We start from the raw sequence: 23,447 nt of genomic DNA on the forward strand, positions 1-23,447 counted from the left end.
ACTCTGCATTTTTACATGTGGTTACTTTATGCGCACTTATAAGGATATTTTGCCAGCACGCCGTTTCGACACGGCAAATCTGGCGGTGCTGGCCCTCCAGACGCTGCTCTGGGGCGGGACCCTCACATGGCTGTCACACACCGACGCAGGTGCGTGGAAATGGCTGATCCTGATTCCGTTCTGTCTGGTCATGCAAGGCGTGTTCTCGATGATGCATGAGGCGTTTCACAGTCTCGCGCACAGCAACAAGACCACCAATTACCTGATGATGTGCTGGGCTTCCACCCTGTTTGGCGCCTCCGCGACGCTGATCCACATCAACCACCTCGGGCATCACTCGCGAAACCGTACGCGTGCTGAGCTGGCGGACTTCGCCATGCCGGATGAATCGCTACTGCGCAAACGCCTGGAATACTATTTTGCAGTGCTCGGCGGTATCTGGCTGGCGGCATTCATCGGCAGCCTGCTGCTGCCTTTGCTGCCCCCGCGCGTGGCCGATCGCTGGTCGCAAAGTGGTGAGGTCAACACTTATGCAGCGGCGTTCAAAGACTTCTCAATCAACGACTTTCGGCGTATCCGCAAGGAAGTTATCGCAGGCATTATCGTGTGGCTGGCGTGCGCGTATCTGTTTGGCTGGACCTGGGAAGTGGTGCTGATTACCTACATCGCGTTTGGTTTTTCCTGGTCGTCACTGCAGTGGGTCTACCACATGCGTACCCCGATAGATGTCGTCGAAGGTGCCTACAACATGCGTGCGCCCCGTTTGGTTCGCTGGGCATTCCTCAACTTCAATTACAACCTGACTCACCACCGTCATTCGCAGATGCACTGGCAGCACATGCATGCGGCATCGAACCTCAAGGAAACCCGGCCACTGTGGTTCGGCTGGCTCCAGGTGTTCACGCCGCCGCAGCGATTGCCCGATGACCTGTCCAGTCTCGACAAGACCTATTTTTGATGCAGACCGATGGCGACGTAAAGAGAGCGCTCTGGCAGTCATTCATTGACAGTACGCACGCCGTATTGGACCAGTGGCAGATGCAGTGCGAGCAACCTGAGCAGGCTCAGGAGCGTTTGTTACTAGGCATGTTGTCGGCCAATCGCGATTGTGCGTTTGGCCGTGCCCATGACTTTGCCGGGATCCGCAACGCCAGCGACTTTCGCAATAAGGTGCCGACGCACACTTACGCGCAACTGCAGCCTTGGGTCGAACAGGCACAGCACGACAGCGGCGCAGTGCTGACTACCAGCCCGCCGTTGTTTTTCGAGCGCAGCAGCGGCAATAGCGCGTTGCAGAAACACATCCCCTACACGCGGGACTTTCTTGCCCAGTTGCAGGGGGCGCTGACGGTCTGGCTGGCTGATATGTACCGCCAGGTTCCGGAAATCAGCCACGGCAGCGGCTACTGGTCCATGTCGCCGCCCTTGCAGCAACCTGCGATGAGCGCCAATGGCATCCCGATTGGCAGTGTCAGCGATCTGCAATATCTGCAAGGCAGTGCAATTGCCGGGCTGGCGGGCACTTTGCTGATCCCCGACATGGCTCATGACGTTGTGCACTGGCGCAGGCAAACGCTGCTGGCCTTGGTCGCCGATGCCGACCTGAGCATTATCAGCGTGTGGAGCCCGACGTTTCTGAGCAGCCTGCTACAACCTTTGTTCGACACCGAAAACCCCGAAAGCCGTCAGACCTGTGACTGGCTCGAAGCGATGTTGCCAGCGCCGCGCAAACAAGCCTTGCGCCATGCCCGTGCTCAAGGAGTATTCACTGAGCTATGGCCGCGTCTGGCAGCGGTCAGCTGCTGGATGGACGGGCCTAGTCGCGGGTACGCCGCGCAACTGGCGGCGCGTTTTCCTCAGGCTCGCTGGTTGCCAAAAGGCCTGTTCGCCACCGAAGGCGTGGTCAGCGTGCCGTTTGGCGAAGGGGCGGGCTGCCCGCTGGCGATTGGCAGTCATTATCTGGAATTCGTCGGTGACGACGGTCTGCCGAAAGGCGCTCACTCGCTACGCATGGGCGAAACCGCGCAAGTGTTGCTGACCACCGGGGCGGGTCTTTACCGGTATGCCTTGGGTGATCGGGTACGCGTGGTCGGCAAACAGGGCGATACGCCGCGGGTAGAGTTTGTCGGGCGCAGCGCAAGTGCCTGCGATCTGGTGGGCGAGAAACTGGATGAACAGCTTGTCGAGGGTGTTCTTGCGCAGTGCATCGACAGTTCAGACAGCGCATGCCTGATCCCTGACTCCAGAAACACACCGCCGCATTATGTAGCCCTTGTGTCGACATCATCGGCGATACCCTGCGAGGTATTGGCAAACGACATCGACACAGCGTTGCAAGGCTCTTTTCACTATGGTCATGCGCGCACGCTGGGTCAGTTGGGGCCGGTACGTGTGCGTCTGGTGAGTGGCGGCGCGCAAAAACTCGCAGCGTTGCTGCAACGCGCGGCGGAGGCAACCGGCATTCGTGCGGGCGACGTCAAACCGCGCGCTTTGATCAGTCGACTGGACACGGCCAATGCCCTCCTTGCAATCACGGAAGAACCTGAATGCCCGCACGTTTGAGCAGCGACATCGACACGCCTGACACCGAGACACGTGGCGATGGCACGCGCGAGCAATGGTATGTGGCGTGCACGCAAAAGCAATTGCGCAACGGCAAACCTTACCGTGCGACAATTCTCGGCCTGAACATCGTCCTGTTTCGCCAGCGCAGCGGAAAGGCGGCGGCGCTGCTCGACCAGTGCGTGCACCGAGGTACCCGGCTGTCGGCCGGTAAAATCACCGATGACTGCCTGGTGTGCCCGTATCACGGCTGGCGCTACGACGCGACCGGGCACGTGGTGCATATTCCCAGCGTGGATGCCGAGCAGTGCGAACCGAAGTCGCCCGGTTATCGCTACAGGCAGCGCCATTTTTCGGTGTGCGAGCAGGATGGGCTGGTCTGGGTGTACACCGGCACGGGCGATGCTCGCGACACACCGATTTTCCGGCTTCCCGCCTATGGCGAGCGTCCGTGGCAATCCTATTTCATGATCAACACCTTCGACGCCGATGTTGGCAGTCTGGTGCAGAACTTTCTGGATGTGCCGCATACGGTATTCGTTCATGAAGGTATTTTTCGGTCGAGCAGCGGTCGCGCAATGGAGGCGACGCTGGCTTGCAAGGCGCAGAGCATCGAGGTCGTCTATCACGATGAGGTCGACGAGATCGGCCTGATGCAATGGCTGACCAACCCGGACGCTGAGCCGCTGGTGCATACGGATCGCTTCCTGGCGCCGAATGTGACCTTTTGTGACTACTTGTGGGGCGCACGCTCAGGCTTTCTGATCGTCAGCCAGATCACCCCGGTCAATGATCGCCAGTCACGCGTCTACACCTACATCGCCTACCGTTTTCCGATGCCGCGCTGGGTTTTGCGAATACTGCGTCCGTTCATTCATCTGTACACGCACATCGTGATTCAGCAGGACGTCAAAATCATTCGCGCACACCGCGAGGGTCTCGACAACGTGCCCAACTTCAAACCGTGCAATGTGCCTGCCGATGCCATCCATGTGGGCGTCGAACAGTTGCTCGCAGCGGTTCGACGCGGCGAGACGCTGCCGGAAGCGCAGCGTCGCGAGCGGCGGATCCGATTCGAACTTTGACAGCCTGGTGTTTCAACCGGCTTAGAGCTTCGGCTGAACTGAATTCGCCAGTTGCGTCAGTGACAGGCAGCACAACTCCGCAAGAAGGTGGTGACATAAGGCATGCTGTTCGATTTGGAATGCTCTGCCAATTGATGTGCTGGTGAAGGGTCGGTCGCAAGGCTTTACTTGATTCCCCGGCTGGGTACTGAGCAGTTAACCTAAGCACCTTTCGTTCTGCAAAGCGCTCAACATGGCCATCAACCTGTTAACCGAATCCATGCTCGGACACTGGCGCGCTCCGTCGGGCGTCTGGTTATGCGAGTTCCAGTTCGGGAGCCGATTGATCTACGTCGAGCACCGCAATGGCGAGTCGTCTGACCGTCGGCTTGCCGCAGCTCAGCGCCTCGTTAATGCTACATGGGAGGATTTGCCGCAAGCGCCGATGTTTGCCGAAAAGCAGTGCAAGGGCTGCGTCAGCGTGATGAGTCCGCGCAATCTGTTGTTCTTTGCCTCTGTTAGACTGCCACCCTTTACACGCAGAGTGGCATCCAATGAGCGCAAAGGTTCGTTTGACCCAATACAGCCACGGCGCCGGCTGCGGTTGCAAGATATCGCCTCAAGTGCTTGAGGTGATCCTCGCTGGCAGCGGCGCACAAAATCTCGATCCAAAGCTTTGGGTGGGTAATGCGTCGCGTGACGATGCGGCGGTCTACGCCATTGATGAAGAGCGCGGGGTCGTCTCAACTACCGATTTCTTCATGCCTATCGTCGACGACCCCTACGATTTCGGCCGTATTGCCGCGACTAACGCTATCAGCGATATCTATGCCATGGGTGGAGATCCAATCATGGCCATCGCCATTCTCGGCTGGCCGGTCAACGTGCTTGCTCCCGAAATCGCTCGTGAAGTGATTCGCGGTGGCCGTGCAGTTTGTGATGCTGCGGGCATCCCGCTCGCCGGTGGACACTCCATTGATGCGCCAGAACCAATCTTTGGCCTGGCGGTGACGGGGCTGGTCGAAAAGCGTTTCATGAAACGTAACGACACTGCCACCCTGGGCTGTACGCTTTATCTGACCAAACCATTGGGGATCGGTGTGCTAACCACCGCCGAGAAACAAGGCCTGCTGCGCGACGCCGACATTGGCGTGGCGCGGGACCAGATGTGCACGCTCAACACGATCGGCAGCCGCTTCGGCAAGCTTGCCGGGGTCACCGCGATGACCGATGTCACCGGTTTCGGCCTGCTGGGTCATTTGGTGGAAATGGCTGACGGTAGCCGCTTGACGGCACGTATCGAGGCCAGCGCCGTGCCGCGCCTGGCCAGTGTTGATTATTACCTTGAGCAAGGGTGCGTACCGGGAGGCACGCTGCGCAACTTTGACAGTTACGGGGGCCGCATCGGCAAATTGACCGAATGGCAGAAACATCTGCTCTGCGACCCGCAAACAAGTGGCGGCCTCCTTGTAGCCGTAGCGCCAGAGGGGCAAACGCAGTTTCTGCAGACCGCCACCGATCTGGGACTGAGTTTGCGCCCCATAGGCACGCTGATCGAGCGCCAGGCTAACGCCGTTGAGGTGTTCTGATGCGCGAGAACAGCGCCGACTTGCGCCATATTTTTTTAAACGATATCCCGCTGATGGACGTCCGCGCGCCCGTGGAGTTTGCGAAAGGGGCCTTTGGGCAGTCCGTTAACCTGCCGCTGATGAACGATGCCGAGCGTGAGGCCGTCGGCACGGCCTATAAACAACAGGGACAGCAGGCCGCCATCGAGTTGGGGCATCAGTTGGTGTCCGGGGCTACCAAAGAAGCACGTATTGAAGGCTGGGCTGAGTTCGTCCGCTGTCAGCCGGAAGGCTATCTGTATTGCTTTCGCGGTGGCCTGCGGTCGCAGATCACCCAGCAGTGGCTGAAAGACATCGCCGGTATCCCTTACCCGCGTGTGTCAGGCGGTTACAAGGCAATGCGCACCTTCCTTATCGACACCATCGAGTGCGCCGTTCAGGAGTGTGACATGGTCGTGGTCGGGGGCTTGACCGGGTCCGGCAAGACTGAAGTGCTGGCGGGGTTGAGTAACGCCCTCGACCTCGAAGGCCACGCGAACCATCGCGGCTCCAGCTTCGGCAAACGTGTCAGTGCTCAGCCCGGGCAGATCGACTTTGAAAATGCCCTGGCTGTGGACATCCTGAAGAAACGCCATCGCGGTGCCGAACATTTCGTACTCGAGGACGAAGGTCGCGCGATTGGCAGCCGTGCAGTGCCTCTTTCGCTGTTTCGGCAGATGCAATCCGCGCCTCTGGTGTGGCTGCAAGACAGCGTCGAGAGTCGGGTTGAACGGATCCTCAAGGATTACGTTATCGACCTGTGCGCAGATTTTGTCGCTGTCCATGGCGTGGAGGAAGGATTCAATGCGTTCGCCGAACGCCTGCGCCAGAGTCTGGCCAGCAACCTCAGGCGACTGGGGGGAGAGCGCTACAATCGCCTGGCGGTGATTATGGATAGCGCCCTGCAGATGCAGCAGGCAACGGGGCTGGTGGACGCTCATCGGCAATGGATCGAGCAATTGCTCACCGAGTACTACGACCCCATGTATGCCTACCAGCGTGACAGCAAGTCCGGGCGTATCGAGTTTGCCGGTGACCAGGCCGCCGTCAGGGATTATTTACTGCAGCGCCGCCACGCGTGAACCTGGCGGCGCCTGCGCCTTTCTAGAAGACCAGCGCCGCGATGACGCCGCTGATAATGCCCACCAGCATGGTCAGCAGCGCGACGGCCACCAGCACCCGACGATCAAAGGATTTGCGCAGCATCAATAGCGACGGCAGGCTGACGCTCGGCAGCGTCATCAATAGCGCTACTGCTGGAGCTGTACCCAAGCCGACCCCCATGAGGGCCTGCACGATAGGAATTTCTGCCGCGGTGGGGATCACAAACAAAGTGCCCACGACAGCAAGTGGCACCAGCCACAGCCAGCTATTGGTCATTGCTCCATCAACGTGAGGGAATAGCCATACCCGCGCCGCTCCGAGGATCAGCACCGCCAGCACGTAGATCGGGATGGTGGTCCAGAACAACTGCCACATCGTGCGTAACCACTGCACCGGGAGACTGCGGGTATCTGCGGCAGTGGCCACCTCAACAGCATCCACAGCCGCTTTCGGCAGCGCTTCTGGTCGCGACATGCGCTGGGCGAGTAGCGACGCACCGAGCACAAGTCCAACGCCGGCCACCAGCCGCAGGGCGGTGAACTGCCAGCCGAGTACGAAGCCCATGAAGATCAAGGTAGCGGGGTTGAGAACCGGGTTTGCAATCCAGAAGGCCAACGCCGCACCCTCCGACACGTTCTGTCGCCTTAGCCCGGCTGCCACGGGAGCCGCACAGCAACTGCACATCATCCCCGGCAGAGCGAACAAGCTCCCCCGCAGCGTAGAGCCCAAGCCTGCTTTTCCAAACGCGCGCAGCAACCAGTCCCGGGGAATAAGCACCTGTACCAACGAGCCAAGGATGATCGCCAGAACGGCAGCCTTCCAGATCGCCAGAAAATACACTTGGGCATAAGTCAGCGCAGCCAACAAGGGCGACGTCAGATTATCGTTGAGGATCGAGCCGCCAATGCTATGGGTATCGGCGGCGATGAACGACTTGAGGTAATAAGGTGACCACTTGACGTAGTACAGGCCGATGACGGCCACCAGCAGAAACACCGCCGGTTTGCACCAAAATGCCCAGGAGCGCGTTGTGGAGGGTGGGGACTGGCTAATCATTATGAAATCCGTGCGTAAGCGAACGTCTATGATACGTCAACGCTGGCTGTCAGTTGGCAACAATGACAGCGCTCCAGGAGCGTAGCGATTGGCCCGGAGTATGTAATCGCTGCTAACTAATACGCTCACTTACGACCAATGGAGGGTTGAGGCATGTACACGCTTTTCGGAGCAGAGGGTTCTGGTTCCGCTGCTATCGAGATAGCACTGAAATATTGCGGCGCCGACTACCGGTTGCAGGCAGCCAGTTCCTGGGAGGAGGGCAGTGGCAGGGATGAGCTGCGACGGATTAATCCGCTACTGCAAGTGCCCACTCTGGTTTTACCCGATGGCACTGTGCTGACTGAAAGCGCGGCGATATTGACCTGTCTCGGACTGGGGTTTCCTGCTTCGGGGCTATTGTCCCTGGATCCATCTGAACGAGCTATACAACTCCGCGGTTTGGTGTACATCGCCTCCAACTGTTACGCAGCCATCGGCGTCATCGATTACCCGGAGCGTTGGTTGCCTGGCGGGAACCCGGATCAGTTGCAGCAACTGGTTAACGGCGCAAGATCCCGGCTGTACGGACACTGGGATACGTTTAGTGATGTATTTGGGGGCACGGCGGCGTGGCGCCCTGACAAGCCCAAGCCAGGTGCTGTCGAGATTCTTGCTTGCGTCGTCACACGATGGGCCGGTACGCGTGAATATCTGCAGCTATCACGGTCGGACTTTCACGCCTCGCTATTGGATATTGATTGTCATGTAGCAACTGCGTTGGCTTGATACCACAGGTGCGATCGGCTTTGTGGGAGCCGAGCTTGCTCGCGATGCTGGCAACACAGTGGTCAGACGGGTCGCGTTCAGCCCTATCGCGAGCAAGCTCAGCTCCCACAGGTTCTGCGCAATTCCAGGGTTGATATGCGCTGCATTGCTCGCCAGAATCGCGCCCCTGTCCGGTGATTGGTGCTGGATGTCAGCGGTGAAAGGGGCTGCAGTTGAACGAACAGACATTGTCCAGGCGCCTGGAGCACGTCGCGGCGCATGTGCCTGCGGGGGCGCGACTGGCCGATATCGGCTCGGATCACGGTTACCTGCCGGTCGCCTTGATGCGCCGCGGATCTATTGCGGCGGCAGTGGCGGGGGAGGTGGCATTGACTCCGTTCCGCGCGGCCGAACGCACGGTTCGTGAGAACGATCTGGACCAATTGATCACCGTACGCATGGCCAATGGTCTGGCTGCGATCCAGCCGGAAGACGGGATTACGGCCATCAGCATCTGCGGCATGGGCGGCGAGACGATCCGCGACATTCTTGAAGAAGGCAAAGCCCATTTGACTGGCGAAGAGCGTCTGATCCTGCAGCCCAACGGCGGCGAGCGGCCGCTGCGCCAGTGGCTGATGGAAAACGGTTATTGCATCCTTAGTGAGGAAGTACTGCGGGAAAACCGGTTCGACTACGAAGTCATCGTTGCCGAGCGCGCTGGGCCTGTGGTCTACACCCCCGAGGAACTGTACTTCGGCCCGCTACAGATGAAGGCTCGCAGCCCGGCTTTTCTGCTCAAGTGGCGCCGCATGCTGCGTCATAAGCAGCAAACCCTAAACCACTTCGCCCGGGCTCGGCAGGCGCTGCCCGAGGAGAAGCTGGAAGACGCTGCGCGGCAGGTTCGCTGGATAAGCGAATTGCTGGCTGTGACTGGAGCATGACGCAGTGAGCGCTCGTTTATCTGGTAGGCGGTCTTGAAACTTCCCTTGGCCGAGACGTCACCAGACAGCTTTCAATCAGTGCCCACCCTCTAAAGATCTCCGGACAATTGCCTGAAGCATACGTCGACGAATCATGCCGCTCACTGGCCGTATTGTGTACCAATACGGCGTGAAACGTTTGAGCGCCTGACGATCCAGGCAATGCACCCGCGTTTGAGTGGTTATCCGGGTTAGCCCTGACTCCAGGTGCTGGCAAGTAAAACTGATCGCAAGTTTGACGCTGCCCGCTTCACAAAAACGTTGAAAGGCTTCTCCATCGGTCACAGGAGCCTGACCGAAGTCAGCGTGCCAGAACTTTCCTGCGAGTCCGTAGACGACCTCGGTGTCGCCATCGCGATGCAGCAGGGTGAAGTTGTCCATCCCGAAACTCGCTTTAGTGCTTGATGTCGAGCGCTGAAACAACCGCATGGGGAGCTCGCGTAACTGAATGGCGTAACGAAAAAACCGGTCATTTTCAGGTCGATAGTTAACGGCCTCAGCCATTAACCGGGCCGGACTGACTGAGCTTTCCAGCGAGTGGGTTTCACTGAACTGGTAGTCAGGCAGGTAACGATCAATAAGATGCATCCGTACTCCTCATTGCAGGATCGTGTCGACCGGGCAGGGTGATAGATCAGGCATTTTTCCAAGTGTGCGTCTGGATTTTCCTGCCTCCCTGCAGTATTGCGCAATCACGATTTGTTCCAGTGATCCCGGTTGACTTCTGGTGGGTTAAAAGCTTCGGTTCAGGCTTGCCTTGCAGCACGGATACTAAAGCGGGCGCACTGACGTCTGGGCGGTTCCGGCAACGTCAGGCTTCCGGAAGCATTGTTTGTCCTGATGCGGTCAGGCCATATGACTGCCGCATACTTCTGTTCAAAGTTACAACTATCGCTGTTGTGCGCAGTCTCTTTATAGACCTTTCACTGTCGAGCAACGGAGCTTTCATGATTACGGTCCATCACCTCAACAACTCGCGCTCCCAGCGCATCCTGTGGCTGCTCGAAGAACTCGACCTGCCATACGAAATCAAGCGCTACGAGCGCGATCCGAAAACCAATCTCGCGCCACCTGAGCTCAAGGCTGTCAACGCGCTGGGTAAATCCCCGGTGATTGAAGACGGTCCTCACGTGATCATTGAGTCCGGCGCTATTGTCGATTACCTGATCCGCCGCCATGGCGACGGCCGTTTGCAGCCGGACCCGGCAACCGCTACTTACGATGAGTACGTGCAATGGCTGCACTTTGCTGAAGGTTCGGCGATGCTGCCGTTGATGCTCAATCTTTACGTAGGTCGCCTGGGTGACGCTGGTTCGCCGCTGCATCCGCGTATCGAATCGGAAGTGGCCAATTATCTGGGCTATCTCAACGAAGCACTGGGGCTGACGCCGTTTCTGGTGGGTGAAGAATTGACCGGTGCCGATATCCAGATGAGCTTCATCGGCGAGTTGGCCAAGGCGCAGGGCAAGTTGCAGCCGTACCCGAATGTGGCGGCGTGGGTACAACGTTTCCAGGAAAGACCCGCTTATCGCAAGGCGCTGGAGCAGGGCGGGGAATACGTGTTTGCGAAGTAATGGTCTAGTTGCTGACTAACTCAGGCACGTCAGTCGAGCGAGGTTTGATCAAGCAGATAGCTGCATGATCAAGCCGCGTTCACATAGTAACCGTCAGCCTTCGGAAGTCGCGACGGCTTCCTGGCCAGTTTCAGCGTCAAGCTTCAGCCGGTCAGCCTTGCTGATGTATTTAGGCTTTTTGGGTGCCAGTTTGGCACTGGCCTTTTTGGCTTTTGCCTTGAATAGCTGCTGTAGTTTTTTCTGGCGGTTCATGTTTCTGCTCAGCTTGTGATTCTTGAGTGATTCGGCGGGAATTCTAACAGCGAATCCTTTGGTCTTTAGCTGAATCGCGCTGAGCATGAACTCCTATCGGACCGAAAGCTGCTATCTACCAGGCTCAAGGCCACAATCCCAAAGCCCGAGCCGCCTACGCCAAGGCGCTGCAGATAGTCCGTAACGTTGATCCTGAAGATGCAGGGCAGATTCAATATTTTGAGGCGAAGCTGCGAGAACTGGGGGCCAAGTCAGGGGCATGATTTTGATCCATGAGTCCGATCAAAAACTATTCAACTATTTGATTTGGGATGACACCGCGCTGTCGCACAGTAAACACAGGACTTGTAGGAGCTGCCGAAGGCTGCGATCGCGGTGTGTCAGGATACATGCTTCGCAGCCTTCGGCAGCTCCTACATAAACTGCATTTCAATCCTGTAGTTTGCGTGTTGTTTGAGAGGCGCGCATAAATTCAGACAGTCATGTGTAGCGCAATATTCCTATCTCAACTGCCTTTCGATAGGCACGGTTCTGGCGCTGACTTCATCGCCTGTATGCCGTGTCGTGACCGTTTCAATCAGCACGATTCCGCACTCATCTTCAGCCACCGGGTTATGTCTGACCTGCTTGGGGATGATGCAGAATTCGCCCGGCCTGAGGATGATGTCGCGGTCCTCCAGCTGAATTTTCAGGGTCCCATAGACCACCATGAACATCTCGTCTTCATCTGCATGGGCATGCCACATCAATTCGCCTTTCAGCTTCGCAACCTTGATGTACTGGTCGTTAACCTGGCCGATGACGTGCGGAGACCAATACTGAGTAACTTCAGCCAGGGCTGATTCGATGTTGATGGTATTACCGCTTGGGATCATGGTTCTAACTCCGGTGAGGGAGCGTCAATGTAAGTCGGTGAGATGACTGGCCATATCGAATGTTTATAATGGGGGCATTAATATTTGTAATGGCCCCCATGTCCAGACTTCGCACTATTGATCTCGTTTTGATCCGTACATTTGTTGTGGTTGCCGAGACAGGCAGTATCAGCGCAGCAGCGCGACAGTTGCACCTTACCCAAGGCGGGATCAGCCAGCAGATCAAACGCCTTGAGAGCTTCTTCAATTGCATGTTGCTGGTGCGTGATCCTGGTGGAACCCAATTGACAGAACGAGGGGCAGACTTTCTGCCCAAAGCCAGGCGTCTACTTGATCACAGCGACAGTCTATACGAGGACATGACAGGGATAGTCGGCACCCGAAGCGTGCGGGTTGGCGTGCCTTACGACATGGCCGGGGCTCATTTTTCACCGATCCTCAAGAACTACGCTCATCACCATCCTGACGTAGAGGTCACTATTGTGACGGGCTCGTCCCTCGATCTGATGAGTGACTTCACGAAAGGGTTGATTGACCTCACACTGCGCCAGTGCCCTGAAAGTGAAGGTGTTGGAGAGCGGTTGTACGCGGAGCCCTTGGTATGGCTGAGCGCCTCGGATGAGCTACTGTGCCAACGGCCCTTGCCGTTATGCTTCGTGACGCCAACCTGTACGTTTCGAAAAACCGTGTTTTCACTGCTGATCGAATCGCACATCAGTTGGCGCGTGGTGTTTGAAAATGCTTCGGTCGACGCCACGTTATCAACTGTTCGGAGTGGCCTGGCCCTGACGCCTTGGCTGCGCTCGCTGGTGCCCGAGGGCCTCCAGGAGGTTGGGGTAGAGTCCGGATTGCCTGTGCTCCCAGAGTTCGCAATCGAACTTCACGTCTCGCCGAATGCGAGTAGCAGTGCGTTGCAGATGGCAGAGGTCATTCGCCAGCATTACCGTTAGGCAGCGGCAGGCGAGAAATAGCAGCTGGCACCTTTGGGCATTTGCAAACGACCCATTGCTAGAGGGTCGCTACTTTTTGACAAAAGCCGCCAGACTTTCATGACCACCCACGATCAGTTCGCGGATCGTCTTTTCAAAATGAGCGGCTGCTTCCGGCTCTCGAACATCAAACGTCGCTTTCCATTCCACGACACATTGCTGTGCCTCCTCGGCCACAGCCACTTTGACCTGCGCCTGATAATTATCCAGTGGTAAAGGCGACTCTTCGAATGCGTAGGAGAGGGCCATATGGTGGTCATCCAGGGTTAAGAGTCGCTCACGCAGAACGTCGCCGTCAGCGAGGTCGAGTCGACGGATTGCGCCCACGGCGCTGCCTGGTTGTTCGCCCTCAATATGGCTTTGCTCAATTGCTGGATGCCATTCGGCGATACCGCCAAAATGGCTTAGCACTCGCCAGACTTGCTCAGCACTACTCTCTATAACTGCGCTGTATTCAACGGATGCCATGCGTCATTCTCCAGGTGTTTTAGTGGATCAGAAACTTCTCGCTGCCACATCGACAGGAGTCGTGCCTTGAGTCAGTTCGATGATGACTCGAGATACTTGAGGGTTTTCGATGAGCTCGGCCAGAAACGCAGCAACGTCGTCACGGGGAATTTCGCCGTAGGGGATCGCCAGTCCTGCTCTTACGTTACCTGTACCGGGGCTGTCCACAAGGGTGCCGGGTCTCAGGATGACCCAATCCAGTTCAGAAGAAGCCAGAAACACATCGGCTTGTTTCTTGACCTTCATGTAGTTCTCGAACCCTTCGGAGGTTTCGCCCGCTCGAAGTGCTTCGGGGAACGCCGATACCAGCAAGAAGCGGCGCACGCCTGCCAACTGCGCAGCATTGACGGCTGTTTCCAGGCCCTTGCCATCGATGGCGTTGGTCAGTTCCATACCTGCGCCACCGGCCCCGGCGGTGAATACCACGGTATCGCTGCCTGCCATGGCACCGGCCAGCTGAGAAGCATCCAGCTCGGTGAGGTTACCCAGCAGTGGCGTGGCGCCCTGTGATTTGAGTGGCTCTGCTTGCTGTTCTTTGCGATGAAGTGCGATCACCTCATGACCCACAGCGCTGAGTTTAGTGATCAGGCGGCTTCCGACCTTACCTGCTGCGCCGATAACGAACACTTTAGACATGGGATTCTCCTCTGATGGCCGACGTACTGGCACTTGGAGGTACCAGTACATCGCAACCTGTGATTAACCTTCGAACTGGTGGTAGACCTTGGCGATCACCTTCCAGTTGCTGTCGATTTTGAGCAGCGTCAGGTAGTCGTTGTAATCGGCGCCGATGGCGTCCTTCTCCATGTCGACGCGGACTACTGCGGTCGTCGGGGTGATCGCGAGTATGTCCAGACGCGTGGTGATGCCCGGAGCGGTGCCGTTACTTTCCACAAACGTATAGAGGTTGCTGATCGGTCCACCCAAGAGTTTGCCGTTGGTGAAGCCGTACATGATCGCGTCTTTGTGAAAGGCCTCTTCGATAGTGGCGACGCTACCAGTGCGCAGGCCCTCGATGTACTTTCCAGCGGTTTCAATCACAGCGTTGTAGTCGCTGGTGGGAACTGCTTTGATGTTGTTGCTCATAAGGTTGTCTTCCTGTTGTTGATTAAATTAATCGCACCTGGTCGAGGGTGATTGGAGTGATCACCAGTCCTGACGGGTAGGGGAGATGATCAGATCGTTGACGGTGACATTTGCGGGCTGGTTGAGTGCGTAGATCACGGCGCGGCTGATGTCCTCGGGCGCGATGGCGATTTCATTGAGTGCTTTGGCGGCTTTTCGGCCTGCCGGGTCTGTGACCTTGTCGGCCCAGCCGGTATTGATTACGCCGGGGCTTACCGTGTTGACGCGGATGCCGTGGTATACGCCCAGCTCTTTGCGCATCGACTCTGTCATGGCCTGCACGAAAAACTTGGTGGCGCTGTACACGCCTGCCGAAGGGCCAACCTGATGGCCTGCAACGGAGTCCATGTTCAGAATCTGGCCCGACTGCTGCTCGACCATGAACGGCAGCACCGCAGCGATTGAATTCAGGTAGCCCTTGATGTTTACGTCGATCATCGCGTTCCAGTCCTGAACGGCCACGTCGACCCAGCTGGAAAAGAGCATCAAGCCTGCGTTATTGATCAGGATGTCCACCGAGCCGTAGGTGTCTATTGCAAATCGAGCGAGGGCGAGAGTGTCATCAAGGCTGGTTACGTCAGTGATGCAGCTCGTTGCTTCGTAACCGGCAGCGCGTAGTTCGGTGACCAAAGCGCTCAGGCCCTGTTCATCAAGTGCGGCGGCCACAACCTTTACGCCTTCTTTCGCAAGGGCTCTGGCAGTGGCGGCACCAATCCCGGAGGAGGCGCCTGTGACAATGGCTGTTTTGTTGCTCAGGTAATTCATATCTCACCTTTTTCAAGTCGCAGTCATCCAGCGCCGTAATCATTGATAACGACGTGCGGCGTTCAGCGAATCAGTAGTTGTTCAGCGAATTCAATAGCTACCCAGAGGCCAGTCGGTATAGCCCTTGGCACCACCGCCGTAGTACGACTCGCGGGGGGCGATGGTCAGTTCGGCACCGTAGCGCAGGCGCTTGACCAGATCCGGGTTTGAGATAAACAGGCGTCCGAACGCCACTGCGTCGATCTTGCCTTGCGCCCGGCGCTCGATTGCCATGTCCAGGTCGTAGTTGTTGTTGCCGATGAAGGTGCCGTTGAACTGCGCGCTCAGTGCGTCCATATCGACGCCTTCAGGAACTTCACGTGACGTGGCCGTGGCGCCTTCGACGAAATGCAGATACGCCAGATTGAATGCGTTGAGTTGCTGGATCAGGTAACCATGCAGGCCCATGACATTGCTGTCCGGAGGGGTGTTGCCAGCATCCGGCGTGACCGGCGATAGACGAATACCCACGCGATCATTGCCCCAGATATCGACGATGGCCTGGGTGACTTCCAGCGTCAGGCGGGCGCGGTTTTCAATCGAGCCGCCGTACTGATCCGTGCGTTGATTAGTAGAGTCGCGCAGAAACTGGTCCAGCAAATAGCTGTTGGCTGAGTGGACTTCGACGCCATCAAAACCGGCACGTTTGGCGTTTTCGGCAGCCCGTATGTACTGCTCGATGATGCCGGGGATCTCGTCGGTCTCCAGTGCGCGGGGTGTAGACACCGGGACAAAACCATTGGCGGTGTAGGTGTTGCCTTCCGCTTTGATCGCGGAGGGCGCGACCGGTGCCTGACCGTCGGGTTGCAGGTCGACGCTGGAGAACCGACCGACATGCCACAGCTGGCTGACGATCTTGCCGCCCGCTGCGTGTACTGCGTCTGTCACTTTGCGCCAGCCGGCGACTTGTGCCTCGTTCCAGATGCCGGGTGTTGCGGCATAGCCTCGGCCCTGGGCGGAAATGTTAGTGGCCTCGGCGACGATCAGGCCTGCGCTGGCGCGTTGTGCATAATAAGTGGCGTGTAGATCACCGGGAACGCCGTCTTCGCCATACCGGCTACGTGTGACGGGGGCCATGACGATACGGTTGGCCAGCTCGATGGAGCCCATACTAACCGGCGAGAAAAGATCGGTGGTCGTGCTGATGTCGTTCATTGATTGATTTACCTGCAAGGTTGATGGACATAACTGACCGGTCGTCTACTAAAGTGCGCTAAAAAAAAGCGCACTACCTCAGTAGGCGCTTGCTCATGTTCAGAGCGGTGTCGAAGGAGTCTGTAGACTTGTTTACTTTCACTAACAGCGAAGCCCCGAGCCAGAGCTGGTAAAGGCCCTCGGCAAACGCGCGGCTGTCTTCTCCAGGATGCAGGCTGTCATCGGCGATACCCAGATCAACGCACGTGGTGATGCGCTGAATGATCTTTGCCGTACCTCGCTCAAGGACCTTACGCATGCCGTCAGAAAGGTCGCACACCTCAGGACCAAGCTTGACGACCAGGCACTTACCGTCGGGGAGGTCGGTGCCCTGGGTTTCCTTCCAGTAATTGAAGTAAGCCCACAGTCGTTCTGCTCCGTTGCCCGGAAGCGCCATCAGCGCATCGACGCGGCCCAGATATTCAGAAAAGTACTCTTCAAGCAGCGCTTCACCGAATTCTTCCTTGGATTTGAAATAGTAGTAAAACGAACCTTTTGGCACGCCCGCAGCGCTCACCACTTCGGCGAGACCTACAGCGGTGTAGCCCTTGTTCGTCATGAGCGAGCGAGCCACATCAAGGATGTGCTGTCGCATGTCGTGGTTAGGTTTCTTCATAATGACGGCGATCCTAAATTAAAACTGACCAGTCGTCTACAAGCTATTCGATTTCATTTGTTGGGACAATAAACGCACCGCTGACGAGGAGAACCATCGGTGCGTTCAGGTGTGGTGAGCAAAACAGAGGGCTTGATCAGCCTTGTGAGCGAGTCCGCTAAGGGCCCTTAAGCCTGGAGATAGACAACATGCGTGTGGGTGTACTCATACAACCCATGCTTGCCGTCCGCGCCGCCCACACCGGACTTTCTGACTCCGGCGTGGAAACCCTGCATGGCTTCAAAATTCTCGCGGTTGATGTACGTCTCGCCAAAGTCGATTTCGCGAATAGCGTACATCGCCTTGCTCAGATCCTTGGTATACAGCGAAGACGTCAGGCCGTATTCGCAGTCGTTCGCCAAAGCGATAGCTTCATCAAGGTCATCGACAATCTGGATGGGCAGTACCGGGCCGAATATTTCTTTGCGCATGATCTCCATGTCAGCGCTGCAACCCGTCAGCACTGTTGGCTGGAAGTGGAAACCCTGGCCGAGGTCGGCGATGTTGCCGCCGGTGATCAGGTTGGCGCCTTGTGCCTGGGCTTTTTTGACTTTGGCGGCAACGCTTTCCAGCCCTTGGCGGTTGATCAGCGGGCCCATTTCTACCGTGCTGTCGGCCAGTGGATCACCGTAGCGGGTCGCGGCCATGGCAGCGCTGATCCTGTCGATGAATTCATCGGCGACGCCACGCTCGACGTACACCCGTTCAGCGCAGTTGCACACTTGTCCGGTGTTGATGATCCGCGAGTCGCGAATGGCTTTGACGGCAAGTTCCAGGTCCGCATCGGCGAGCACGATGGCAGGGGCTTTACCGCCCAGCTCAAGGTTGAGTTTGGTGATGTTGGGCGCTGCCGCGCTCATGATTCGTGCACCGGTTTCGACGCTTCCGGTGAAGCTGATCATGTCCACTTGCTGATGTGAGGTCAGGGCTGCACCGACCCGGCCATCTCCGCAAACCACGTTGAACACGCCCGCAGGAAGATCAGTTTCAGCGACAAGACGGGCAAACTCGAAACAGTTATTGGGTGTTTCTTCGCTGGGCTTGATGACGATGGTATTACCCGTAACCAGCGCCGGAGCCATCTTGCGAGCGATCAGGAAAAACGGGAAGTTCCACGGCAGGATGCCCGCCACCACACCCAGCGGTTTGCGAAACATGAAGATGTTCTCGCCCGGACGATCACTGGTAATGATTTCACCTTCAATGCGCCGCGCCCACTCGGCCATATAGTCGAGGTAGTCCGCGGTGAAGTTGACCTCTACTTCGGCCAACCCGTAGATCTTGCCTTGCTCCAGGGTGATGGTGCGGGCCAGGTGGGCGACGTTTTCACGCAGCTTGCTGGCGATCTTGCGCAGATAACCTGCACGTTCGTTGGCCGGACGTTTTGCCCATGCCGACTGGGCCGAGCGAGCTGCTGACAGCGCGCGATCCACTTGGTCGGCATCCGATGCAGGGACTCTGGCGAGCACTGCGCCGGTCGCCGGGTTGAGCACGTCAAAGTGTTCGGCGCTGGGGACGAATTCGCCGTTGATATAGTTTTTATAAACCGGTACTGAAGACATGGTCGGGTTCCTTCCAGTCAATAGGTGCGTGAGGCCGGGCGTTGTTCGGTGGCGTCACGATAAAGCGCGAGGTTGTTGAGTGCCGCCTGGCGCATCAGGCTAATGTCGATGGCCACTGCGATGAACTGACAGCCCCAGCTTTGATAGCGGCGCGCATCCTCTTCAGCCGGGGCCAGAATTCCGCTGACCTTGCCAGCCGCGAGGGTGGCATCAATCGCATGGCGGATTTTTTCCTGCACTTCAGGGTGAGACGGGTTGCCGATATGACCGAGCCCGGTGGAGAGGTCAGCCGGGCCGATGAATACCGCATCCACGCCTTCCACCGCAGCGATTTCAGCGACGTTATCGACGCCAGCGCGAGACTCGACCTGCACAATCAGGCAAAGCTCTTCATGGGCCGTATTGATGTAGTCGGGCACGCCGTCCCAGCGAGTGGCGCGGGTCAGACCGCCGCCGACGCCACGAATACCGTGTGGCGGATAGCGGGTGGCCTGTACCAGCGCGCGAGCCTGCGCAGCTGTCTCGACCATGGGAATCATCAGGGTCTGGGTGCCGATATCCAGCAACTGCTTGATCAGCACCGGGTCGTGACTCACGGCGCGCACGATCGGCGCGGTGGAGTAGGGCGCTACTGCCTGTAACTGGGCAAGGATCGAAGGCACGGTATTGGGCGCGTGCTCGCCATCAATGAGCATCCAGTCGTAGCCAAAGCTGGCGGTGATTTCAGCGCCGTATCCCGTGGCAAAGCCAGCCCAGATACCGTATTGCGGCTCGCCTTTGGCCAAGGCGGCCTTGAAGGCGTTACGTGGCATTTTCATAAGGACTCCTGTCGAGTCGAGCTCGAGCATCAAATTGCGCAATCAGTGCTGGTAGGGGCGATGCAGCTGGCACTCAGGGTTCAGCGTCACGCCAAAGCCCGGCTGATCGAGTTTCGAAATCCGCATGCGACCGTTTTCCGGGACCGGTTCACCGAGTAGTTGTGGATGGAACATGGGCACCACTTCGTCGGCCTTGGGCGCCATCATCAGGAATTCAGCGAACGGGCTGTTGGTACGCGTGGCCACAAAGTGATAGCTGTAAACAGAAGATCCGTGGGGTACAACCATCGCGCTGTGGGCGTCGGCCAGCGCCGAGATCTTGATCAGTTCGGTGATCCCGCCACACCAGCCGACGTCCGGCTGGATGATGTCGCAGCAGCCCATTTCCAGCAGCATCCGGAACCCCCAGCGTGTTGCTTCATGCTCGCCGGTGGTGACCAGCATGCCGGTGGGAACGGCTTTTTTAAGCGCGGCGTAGCCCCAGTAGTCATCAGGCGACAGCGCTTCTTCGATCCACTTCAAACCAAACTCGTGAGCACCCTGGGCCAGACGCGTGGCGTAGTTGAGGTCCAGGCTCATCCAGCAATCGAGCATCAGCCAGAAATCCTTGCCAACACGCTCGCGCATGACCGCCAGCTCTTCCAGGTTCTTGCGCAGGCCTTCTTCGCCCTCGGCCGGGCCGTGGTGCAGCGGCAGCTTGCCGCCGATGAAACCCATTTTTTGCGCCAGGTCCGGACGGGCGCCGGTGGCATAGAATTGCAGTTCGTCGCGGACTGCACCGCCCAGTAACTGGTGCACGGGTTCTTTGCGGACCTTGCCAAGCAAATCCCAAAGCGCCAGGTCGATACCGGAAATCGTGTTGATCACCAGCCCCTTGCGCCCGTAATACTGGGAGGAGAAATACATCTGATCCCAGATGCGTTCGATATCGGTGACCTTCGCGCCTTTGACAAAACGTGCCAGGTGTTTCTCTACGATATAGGCCGCAGGTTCGCCGCCGGTGGTGACGGCAAAACCGATATTGCCTTCCGAGTCCTCGACCTCGACAACGAGAGTGCCGAGCACGTTGATACCGAAGCTGCGACGGCTCTGGCGGTACTCCGGGTATTTGCTCATCGGTGTGGCGATGTGATCGTCGATCCAGTGGCCGTCGCCCTGATCGTGATAGTCGGCGCCACCTCCGCGCAGGACAAAGGCGCGAACATGTTTGATGGTTGGAATGGCCATGATGTAATTCCTCCTGGTCAGACTTGAAAAGTCGGTTGCTTGCGAGGGACAGCCTGACTTGGCGGGCGAATGCCCATGATCAGCGCTGCGGCAATGAGTGTCGTGACGGCCAGCACGTACAAGCCGGCTGCCGGAGAATGAAAGGAGGCTTCTGCCCAGTTCTTCAGAATCGGCGCAATGAACCCGCCCAGTGCTCCGAAAGAGTTGATCAGCGCGATAGCACCGGCTGCGGCAGCACCAGCCAGGAAGCTACCGGGGAATGTCCAGAACACCGGTTGCACGGCAATAAAACCCGAGGCAGCGAAGCACAGCGCAAGAATGCCGAGCATCGGGTTGGCGAAGGTCACCGAGGCGGCGATTCCCAGTCCCGAGACCACCAGGGTCAGTGCGGCCACGGTGCGACGCTGGCCGGTGCGGTCGGCGATTGCCGGAATCTTCCAGGCAGCCAACAGTGCGCATAACCACGGTACAGCGCTCACCAGCCCGACCATCAGGCCGACTTTAGTGCCCAGCAATCCAGCCACCTGACTGGGCAGATAGAAAACCACGCCATACACGCTGGCCTGGATCAGCAGATAAATCAGGCACAGATACAGAACCGCAGGCTGGCAAAGGATTTTCAGCAAGCTGCCGTGCGCTTGTTTCTGGCTGTCCTCGGCATCCAGCACGGCTTGCAACTGGTGACGCTCTTCTGGCGTAAGCCATTTAGCGTCGGCAGGGCGGTTGTCGAGATAGAAATAGGCCCAGACACCGACCACGCTCGCCATTAATCCTTCGACTGCAAACAGCCACTGCCAGCCGTGGGTGCCCATGAAGCCGTCCAGTTCAAGCAACAAGCCAGATAATGGGCTGCCGAAGATGAAGGCCAGTGGCGCGCCGAAATAGAAGAAACCCATGGCCTTGCCGCGTGAAGCGCTGGGAAACCAGTAGGTGAGGTACAGAATTACGCCCGGAAAGAAACCAGCCTCAGCCACACCCAGCAGAAAGCGCAGAACGTAGAAGGTGGTTTCGTTGTGGGCGAACATCATGGCGGCGGAGACAAGGCCCCAGGTCACCATGATCCGGCACATCCAGAGGCGGGCGCCGATCTTGTGCATGATCAGGTTGCTGGGCACCTCCAGCAACGCGTAACCGGCGAAGAAAACCCCAGCGCCGAACGCGAAGGCAGCGTCGCCGATGCCGGTATCGGCCTGGAATGCCTGTTTGGCAAAGCCAACGTTGGCACGATCAAGGAACGCCATGATGTACATCAGCAACAGAAACGGCAGCAGCCGCCAGGAGACCTTGCGCAGTAAAGTCGCGGGTAGAGTGTTCACGTCAGTTTCCTTTTTGGAATTATTTGACTGCGTAAATTTTCAAAGCAGATGAAGGGGCGCGTTGGGCCTCAACAGGATGCAGATAACGGGCTGGCTTGCGGAGTGCGACGGCTGTAAGCGGGGGACAAAAAGAGGGCGGCAGAGCGTTTCATTGGATTCACCTCGGTGGTTGTTGTTTTCTTGTGCTGAGGACTCTACTGCCTGGCAGGGATGCGTGACTAATCGAATTAAGCTTATAGTCGATACCTTATAGTTATCGATTGCAGAGGGCAGTATGAGTGTCGAGCGGTCTCCCCATCAGCTGTTTGGCCGGCTGCGTTACAAGCATCTGCAGATGCTGGTGGTGCTCGGCTCCAGCCTCAATCTGCACCGCGCATCATTGAGCATGAGCATGTCTCAGCCTGCGGCGACCCGGATGCTTCAGGAAATCGAAGACATGTTCGGCTGCGAGCTGTTCGAGCGGTTGCCACGGGGCATGCGTCCTACCGCGTTGGGGCGTGAGCTGCTGCGCTTTGCCGAGGCGGCACTGAGTGGGCTGGATCGCTGCGCCGCCGATATTGCCGTGCGCAAGCAGGGTGGTTATGGGTATTTGTCGATCGGTACGATTATGGGTGCGGCGCCTGATCTGGTGATGAACGCCGTCGCCGAGATCAAAGGGCTCAATCCGCAACTGCGCATCCGGATCATGGGCGATACCAGCGATCAGTTGGTGCAGTTGCTGGAGCAGGGGCGTGTGGACATCGCCGTGACGCGGCGCAACCTCATCACTGATCGTGAGCAATACGAGTTCGAGCCTTTGGGCAACGAGCGGCTGATTGCCGTGGTGCACAGCGGCCATCCGTTGGCTCGCCGTCGCAAGTTGCAATGGGCAGAGCTGGTCAGGGACTGGCCGTGGATTTTGCAACCCGAGACCAGCCCGGCCCGCATCGCCATCGAGCAGGCGTTGCAAAAGCTTGAACTGCCGATACCCGCCGATATCATCGAGTGCAGCTCGGTGTACTCCATGCAGCAATTGGTGCAGTTGACTGATGCCCTGATGGTGCTTTCCGAGTCGGCCATGCGGGACTACCTGAAGATGGGCCTGGTCAAAGCGCTGCCGGTCACGCTGGACGCGCAGATGGCCCCGTTCGGCTTGCTACGCCGCAAAGGCGAACCGGTCAGTCGCGAGCTTCAGCACTTTATTGATTTGCTGCGTAAACGGGCTCGCGAGACGTCGTGATGCGGCGGTAAATTTGAAACGCATTACCTGAATGACCGCATCAAGCCTTCTCGCCAACAAGTTGCCTCCTACCTGACGCGGCGCCAATCGGTAGGAGCGAACTTGTTCGCGAGACGACAGACCTGATTGACCGCATCAAGCCTTCTCGCCAACAAGTTGCCTCCTACCTGACTCAGCGCAAACCGGTAGGAGCGAACTTGTTCGCGAGAC

The 23,447-nt window shown here is 57.8% G+C and carries 24 protein-coding genes; 10 read left to right on the forward strand and 14 right to left on the reverse strand.

What is annotated here, in order from left to right:
* The first annotated feature begins 28 nt into the window (after positions 1-28).
* The 5 genes from K3169_RS10580 (at position 29) to mnmH (ending at position 6,315) form a co-directional block, all read left to right on the forward strand.
* Positions 29-958, forward strand: coding sequence for a fatty acid desaturase family protein (locus tag K3169_RS10580; RefSeq protein ID WP_122807711.1), 930 nt, complete (start codon positions 29-31; stop codon positions 956-958).
* Positions 958-2,562, forward strand: coding sequence for a GH3 auxin-responsive promoter family protein (locus K3169_RS10585; protein ID WP_263272257.1), 1,605 nt, complete (start codon positions 958-960; stop codon positions 2,560-2,562). The genes K3169_RS10580 and K3169_RS10585 overlap by 1 nt, the downstream gene beginning before the upstream one ends.
* On the forward strand, positions 2,547-3,647 hold the full coding sequence (locus K3169_RS10590; RefSeq protein ID WP_263271366.1) for an aromatic ring-hydroxylating oxygenase subunit alpha: 1,101 nt from the start codon (positions 2,547-2,549) through the stop codon (positions 3,645-3,647). Before K3169_RS10585 ends, K3169_RS10590 begins: the two co-directional genes overlap by 16 nt.
* Positions 3,648-4,180: 533 nt before the next feature.
* A complete protein-coding gene (gene selD / locus K3169_RS10595; protein WP_255886269.1) occupies positions 4,181-5,215 on the forward strand; it encodes a selenide, water dikinase SelD in 1,035 nt (344 codons plus the stop codon).
* The gene (mnmH, locus tag K3169_RS10600; RefSeq protein WP_263271368.1) at positions 5,215-6,315 is read left to right on the forward strand and encodes a tRNA 2-selenouridine(34) synthase MnmH; all 1,101 of its coding nucleotides are present in this window, start codon (positions 5,215-5,217) and stop codon (positions 6,313-6,315) included. Before selD ends, mnmH begins: the two co-directional genes overlap by 1 nt.
* Positions 6,316-6,337: 22 nt before the next feature.
* Here mnmH and K3169_RS10605 read toward each other — a convergent pair whose 3' ends face one another.
* On the reverse strand, positions 6,338-7,393 hold the full coding sequence (locus K3169_RS10605; protein ID WP_122394894.1) for a permease: 1,056 nt from the start codon (positions 7,391-7,393) through the stop codon (positions 6,338-6,340).
* Between the two features lie 153 nt (positions 7,394-7,546).
* Between K3169_RS10605 and K3169_RS10610 the strand changes: the two genes are divergently transcribed.
* Both K3169_RS10610 and K3169_RS10615 read left to right on the forward strand, forming a co-directional pair.
* Complete coding sequence (locus K3169_RS10610; RefSeq protein WP_263271370.1) at positions 7,547-8,161, forward strand: glutathione S-transferase family protein; 615 nt, start codon at positions 7,547-7,549, stop codon at positions 8,159-8,161.
* Between the two features lie 212 nt (positions 8,162-8,373).
* Positions 8,374-9,081 (forward strand): tRNA (adenine(22)-N(1))-methyltransferase, encoded by a 708-nt coding sequence (locus K3169_RS10615; protein ID WP_263271371.1) that lies wholly within the window; start codon positions 8,374-8,376, stop codon positions 9,079-9,081.
* Positions 9,082-9,156: 75 nt separating this feature from the next.
* Here K3169_RS10615 and K3169_RS10620 read toward each other — a convergent pair whose 3' ends face one another.
* A complete protein-coding gene (locus K3169_RS10620) occupies positions 9,157-9,708 on the reverse strand; it encodes a hypothetical protein (RefSeq protein WP_263271373.1) in 552 nt (183 codons plus the stop codon).
* A 359-nt stretch (positions 9,709-10,067) separates the two neighbouring features.
* Here K3169_RS10620 and K3169_RS10625 point away from each other — a divergent pair, with 359 nt between their 5' ends.
* Positions 10,068-10,694 (forward strand): glutathione S-transferase family protein, encoded by a 627-nt coding sequence (locus K3169_RS10625; RefSeq protein ID WP_255881276.1) that lies wholly within the window; start codon positions 10,068-10,070, stop codon positions 10,692-10,694.
* A gap of 93 nt (positions 10,695-10,787) precedes the next feature.
* Here K3169_RS10625 and K3169_RS10630 read toward each other — a convergent pair whose 3' ends face one another.
* Together K3169_RS10630 and K3169_RS10635 are read right to left on the reverse strand one after the other, a co-directional pair.
* A complete protein-coding gene (locus tag K3169_RS10630; RefSeq protein ID WP_099269766.1) occupies positions 10,788-10,946 on the reverse strand; it encodes a DUF2986 domain-containing protein in 159 nt (52 codons plus the stop codon).
* 500 nt (positions 10,947-11,446) lie between these two features.
* Positions 11,447-11,821: a cupin domain-containing protein gene (locus K3169_RS10635; protein WP_263271376.1), complete on the reverse strand. Its 375-nt coding sequence runs from the start codon at positions 11,819-11,821 to the stop codon at positions 11,447-11,449.
* 128 nt (positions 11,822-11,949) lie between these two features.
* Between K3169_RS10635 and K3169_RS10640 the strand changes: the two genes are divergently transcribed.
* Positions 11,950-12,771: a LysR family transcriptional regulator gene (locus K3169_RS10640; protein ID WP_263271377.1), complete on the forward strand. Its 822-nt coding sequence runs from the start codon at positions 11,950-11,952 to the stop codon at positions 12,769-12,771.
* A gap of 69 nt (positions 12,772-12,840) precedes the next feature.
* Here the strand turns inward: K3169_RS10640 and K3169_RS10645 are convergent, their stop codons facing one another.
* From K3169_RS10645 to K3169_RS10690, 10 genes are all read right to left on the reverse strand, one after another.
* Positions 12,841-13,278 carry an SRPBCC family protein gene (locus tag K3169_RS10645; protein ID WP_099269769.1) on the reverse strand — a complete coding sequence of 146 codons (438 nt, stop codon included), beginning with the start codon at positions 13,276-13,278 and terminating at the stop codon, positions 12,841-12,843.
* A gap of 27 nt (positions 13,279-13,305) precedes the next feature.
* Positions 13,306-13,953 (reverse strand): SDR family oxidoreductase, encoded by a 648-nt coding sequence (locus K3169_RS10650; RefSeq protein ID WP_099269770.1) that lies wholly within the window; start codon positions 13,951-13,953, stop codon positions 13,306-13,308.
* A 63-nt stretch (positions 13,954-14,016) separates the two neighbouring features.
* Complete coding sequence (locus tag K3169_RS10655; protein WP_099269771.1) at positions 14,017-14,403, reverse strand: nuclear transport factor 2 family protein; 387 nt, start codon at positions 14,401-14,403, stop codon at positions 14,017-14,019.
* Positions 14,404-14,463: 60 nt separating this feature from the next.
* A complete protein-coding gene (locus K3169_RS10660; RefSeq protein WP_263271378.1) occupies positions 14,464-15,207 on the reverse strand; it encodes an SDR family oxidoreductase in 744 nt (247 codons plus the stop codon).
* A 90-nt stretch (positions 15,208-15,297) separates the two neighbouring features.
* Positions 15,298-16,401, reverse strand: coding sequence for an alkene reductase (locus K3169_RS10665; RefSeq protein WP_255876725.1), 1,104 nt, complete (start codon positions 16,399-16,401; stop codon positions 15,298-15,300).
* A 73-nt stretch (positions 16,402-16,474) separates the two neighbouring features.
* Entirely contained in the window at positions 16,475-17,056 is a 582-nt protein-coding gene (locus tag K3169_RS10670) for a TetR/AcrR family transcriptional regulator (RefSeq protein ID WP_099269774.1), read from the reverse strand.
* A gap of 167 nt (positions 17,057-17,223) precedes the next feature.
* A complete protein-coding gene (aldA, locus tag K3169_RS10675) occupies positions 17,224-18,657 on the reverse strand; it encodes an aldehyde dehydrogenase (RefSeq protein ID WP_263271381.1) in 1,434 nt (477 codons plus the stop codon).
* A gap of 17 nt (positions 18,658-18,674) precedes the next feature.
* On the reverse strand, positions 18,675-19,475 hold the full coding sequence (locus K3169_RS10680) for an HpcH/HpaI aldolase family protein (protein WP_263271382.1): 801 nt from the start codon (positions 19,473-19,475) through the stop codon (positions 18,675-18,677).
* Between the two features lie 42 nt (positions 19,476-19,517).
* Positions 19,518-20,702 carry an L-rhamnonate dehydratase gene (gene rhmD, locus K3169_RS10685; RefSeq protein WP_263271384.1) on the reverse strand — a complete coding sequence of 395 codons (1,185 nt, stop codon included), beginning with the start codon at positions 20,700-20,702 and terminating at the stop codon, positions 19,518-19,520.
* A gap of 17 nt (positions 20,703-20,719) precedes the next feature.
* Positions 20,720-22,018: an MFS transporter gene (locus tag K3169_RS10690; RefSeq protein ID WP_027899278.1), complete on the reverse strand. Its 1,299-nt coding sequence runs from the start codon at positions 22,016-22,018 to the stop codon at positions 20,720-20,722.
* Between the two features lie 274 nt (positions 22,019-22,292).
* On the opposite strand from K3169_RS10690, the gene K3169_RS10695 reads away from it, so the two are divergent.
* Positions 22,293-23,237 (forward strand): LysR family transcriptional regulator, encoded by a 945-nt coding sequence (locus K3169_RS10695; RefSeq protein ID WP_263271387.1) that lies wholly within the window; start codon positions 22,293-22,295, stop codon positions 23,235-23,237.
* Positions 23,238-23,447: the final 210 nt, after the last annotated feature.

This window comes from Pseudomonas phytophila, from assembly GCF_025643095.1.
GTDB classification, from domain to species: Bacteria; Pseudomonadota; Gammaproteobacteria; order Pseudomonadales; family Pseudomonadaceae; genus Aquipseudomonas; species Aquipseudomonas quasicaspiana.

What these genes read in the sequence shown, in the direction of transcription:
- K3169_RS10580 (WP_122807711.1), top strand. Translation starts at nt 29, where the DNA reads ATGCGCACTTATAAGGATATTTTGCCAGCACGCCGTTTCGACACGGCA.
- K3169_RS10585 (WP_263272257.1), top strand. Translation starts at nt 958, where the DNA reads ATGCAGACCGATGGCGACGTAAAGAGAGCGCTCTGGCAGTCATTCATT.
- K3169_RS10590 (WP_263271366.1), top strand. Translation starts at nt 2,547, where the DNA reads ATGCCCGCACGTTTGAGCAGCGACATCGACACGCCTGACACCGAGACA.
- selD (WP_255886269.1), top strand. Translation starts at nt 4,181, where the DNA reads ATGAGCGCAAAGGTTCGTTTGACCCAATACAGCCACGGCGCCGGCTGC.
- mnmH (WP_263271368.1), top strand. Translation starts at nt 5,215, where the DNA reads ATGCGCGAGAACAGCGCCGACTTGCGCCATATTTTTTTAAACGATATC.
- K3169_RS10605 (WP_122394894.1), bottom strand. Translation starts at nt 7,393, where the DNA reads ATGATTAGCCAGTCCCCACCCTCCACAACGCGCTCCTGGGCATTTTGG.
- K3169_RS10610 (WP_263271370.1), top strand. Translation starts at nt 7,547, where the DNA reads ATGTACACGCTTTTCGGAGCAGAGGGTTCTGGTTCCGCTGCTATCGAG.
- K3169_RS10620 (WP_263271373.1), bottom strand. Translation starts at nt 9,708, where the DNA reads ATGCATCTTATTGATCGTTACCTGCCTGACTACCAGTTCAGTGAAACC.
- K3169_RS10625 (WP_255881276.1), top strand. Translation starts at nt 10,068, where the DNA reads ATGATTACGGTCCATCACCTCAACAACTCGCGCTCCCAGCGCATCCTG.
- K3169_RS10630 (WP_099269766.1), bottom strand. Translation starts at nt 10,946, where the DNA reads ATGAACCGCCAGAAAAAACTACAGCAGCTATTCAAGGCAAAAGCCAAA.
- K3169_RS10635 (WP_263271376.1), bottom strand. Translation starts at nt 11,821, where the DNA reads ATGATCCCAAGCGGTAATACCATCAACATCGAATCAGCCCTGGCTGAA.
- K3169_RS10645 (WP_099269769.1), bottom strand. Translation starts at nt 13,278, where the DNA reads ATGGCATCCGTTGAATACAGCGCAGTTATAGAGAGTAGTGCTGAGCAA.
- K3169_RS10650 (WP_099269770.1), bottom strand. Translation starts at nt 13,953, where the DNA reads ATGTCTAAAGTGTTCGTTATCGGCGCAGCAGGTAAGGTCGGAAGCCGC.
- K3169_RS10655 (WP_099269771.1), bottom strand. Translation starts at nt 14,403, where the DNA reads ATGAGCAACAACATCAAAGCAGTTCCCACCAGCGACTACAACGCTGTG.
- K3169_RS10660 (WP_263271378.1), bottom strand. Translation starts at nt 15,207, where the DNA reads ATGAATTACCTGAGCAACAAAACAGCCATTGTCACAGGCGCCTCCTCC.
- K3169_RS10665 (WP_255876725.1), bottom strand. Translation starts at nt 16,401, where the DNA reads ATGAACGACATCAGCACGACCACCGATCTTTTCTCGCCGGTTAGTATG.
- K3169_RS10670 (WP_099269774.1), bottom strand. Translation starts at nt 17,056, where the DNA reads ATGAAGAAACCTAACCACGACATGCGACAGCACATCCTTGATGTGGCT.
- aldA (WP_263271381.1), bottom strand. Translation starts at nt 18,657, where the DNA reads ATGTCTTCAGTACCGGTTTATAAAAACTATATCAACGGCGAATTCGTC.
- K3169_RS10680 (WP_263271382.1), bottom strand. Translation starts at nt 19,475, where the DNA reads ATGAAAATGCCACGTAACGCCTTCAAGGCCGCCTTGGCCAAAGGCGAG.
- rhmD (WP_263271384.1), bottom strand. Translation starts at nt 20,702, where the DNA reads ATGGCCATTCCAACCATCAAACATGTTCGCGCCTTTGTCCTGCGCGGA.
- K3169_RS10695 (WP_263271387.1), top strand. Translation starts at nt 22,293, where the DNA reads ATGAGTGTCGAGCGGTCTCCCCATCAGCTGTTTGGCCGGCTGCGTTAC.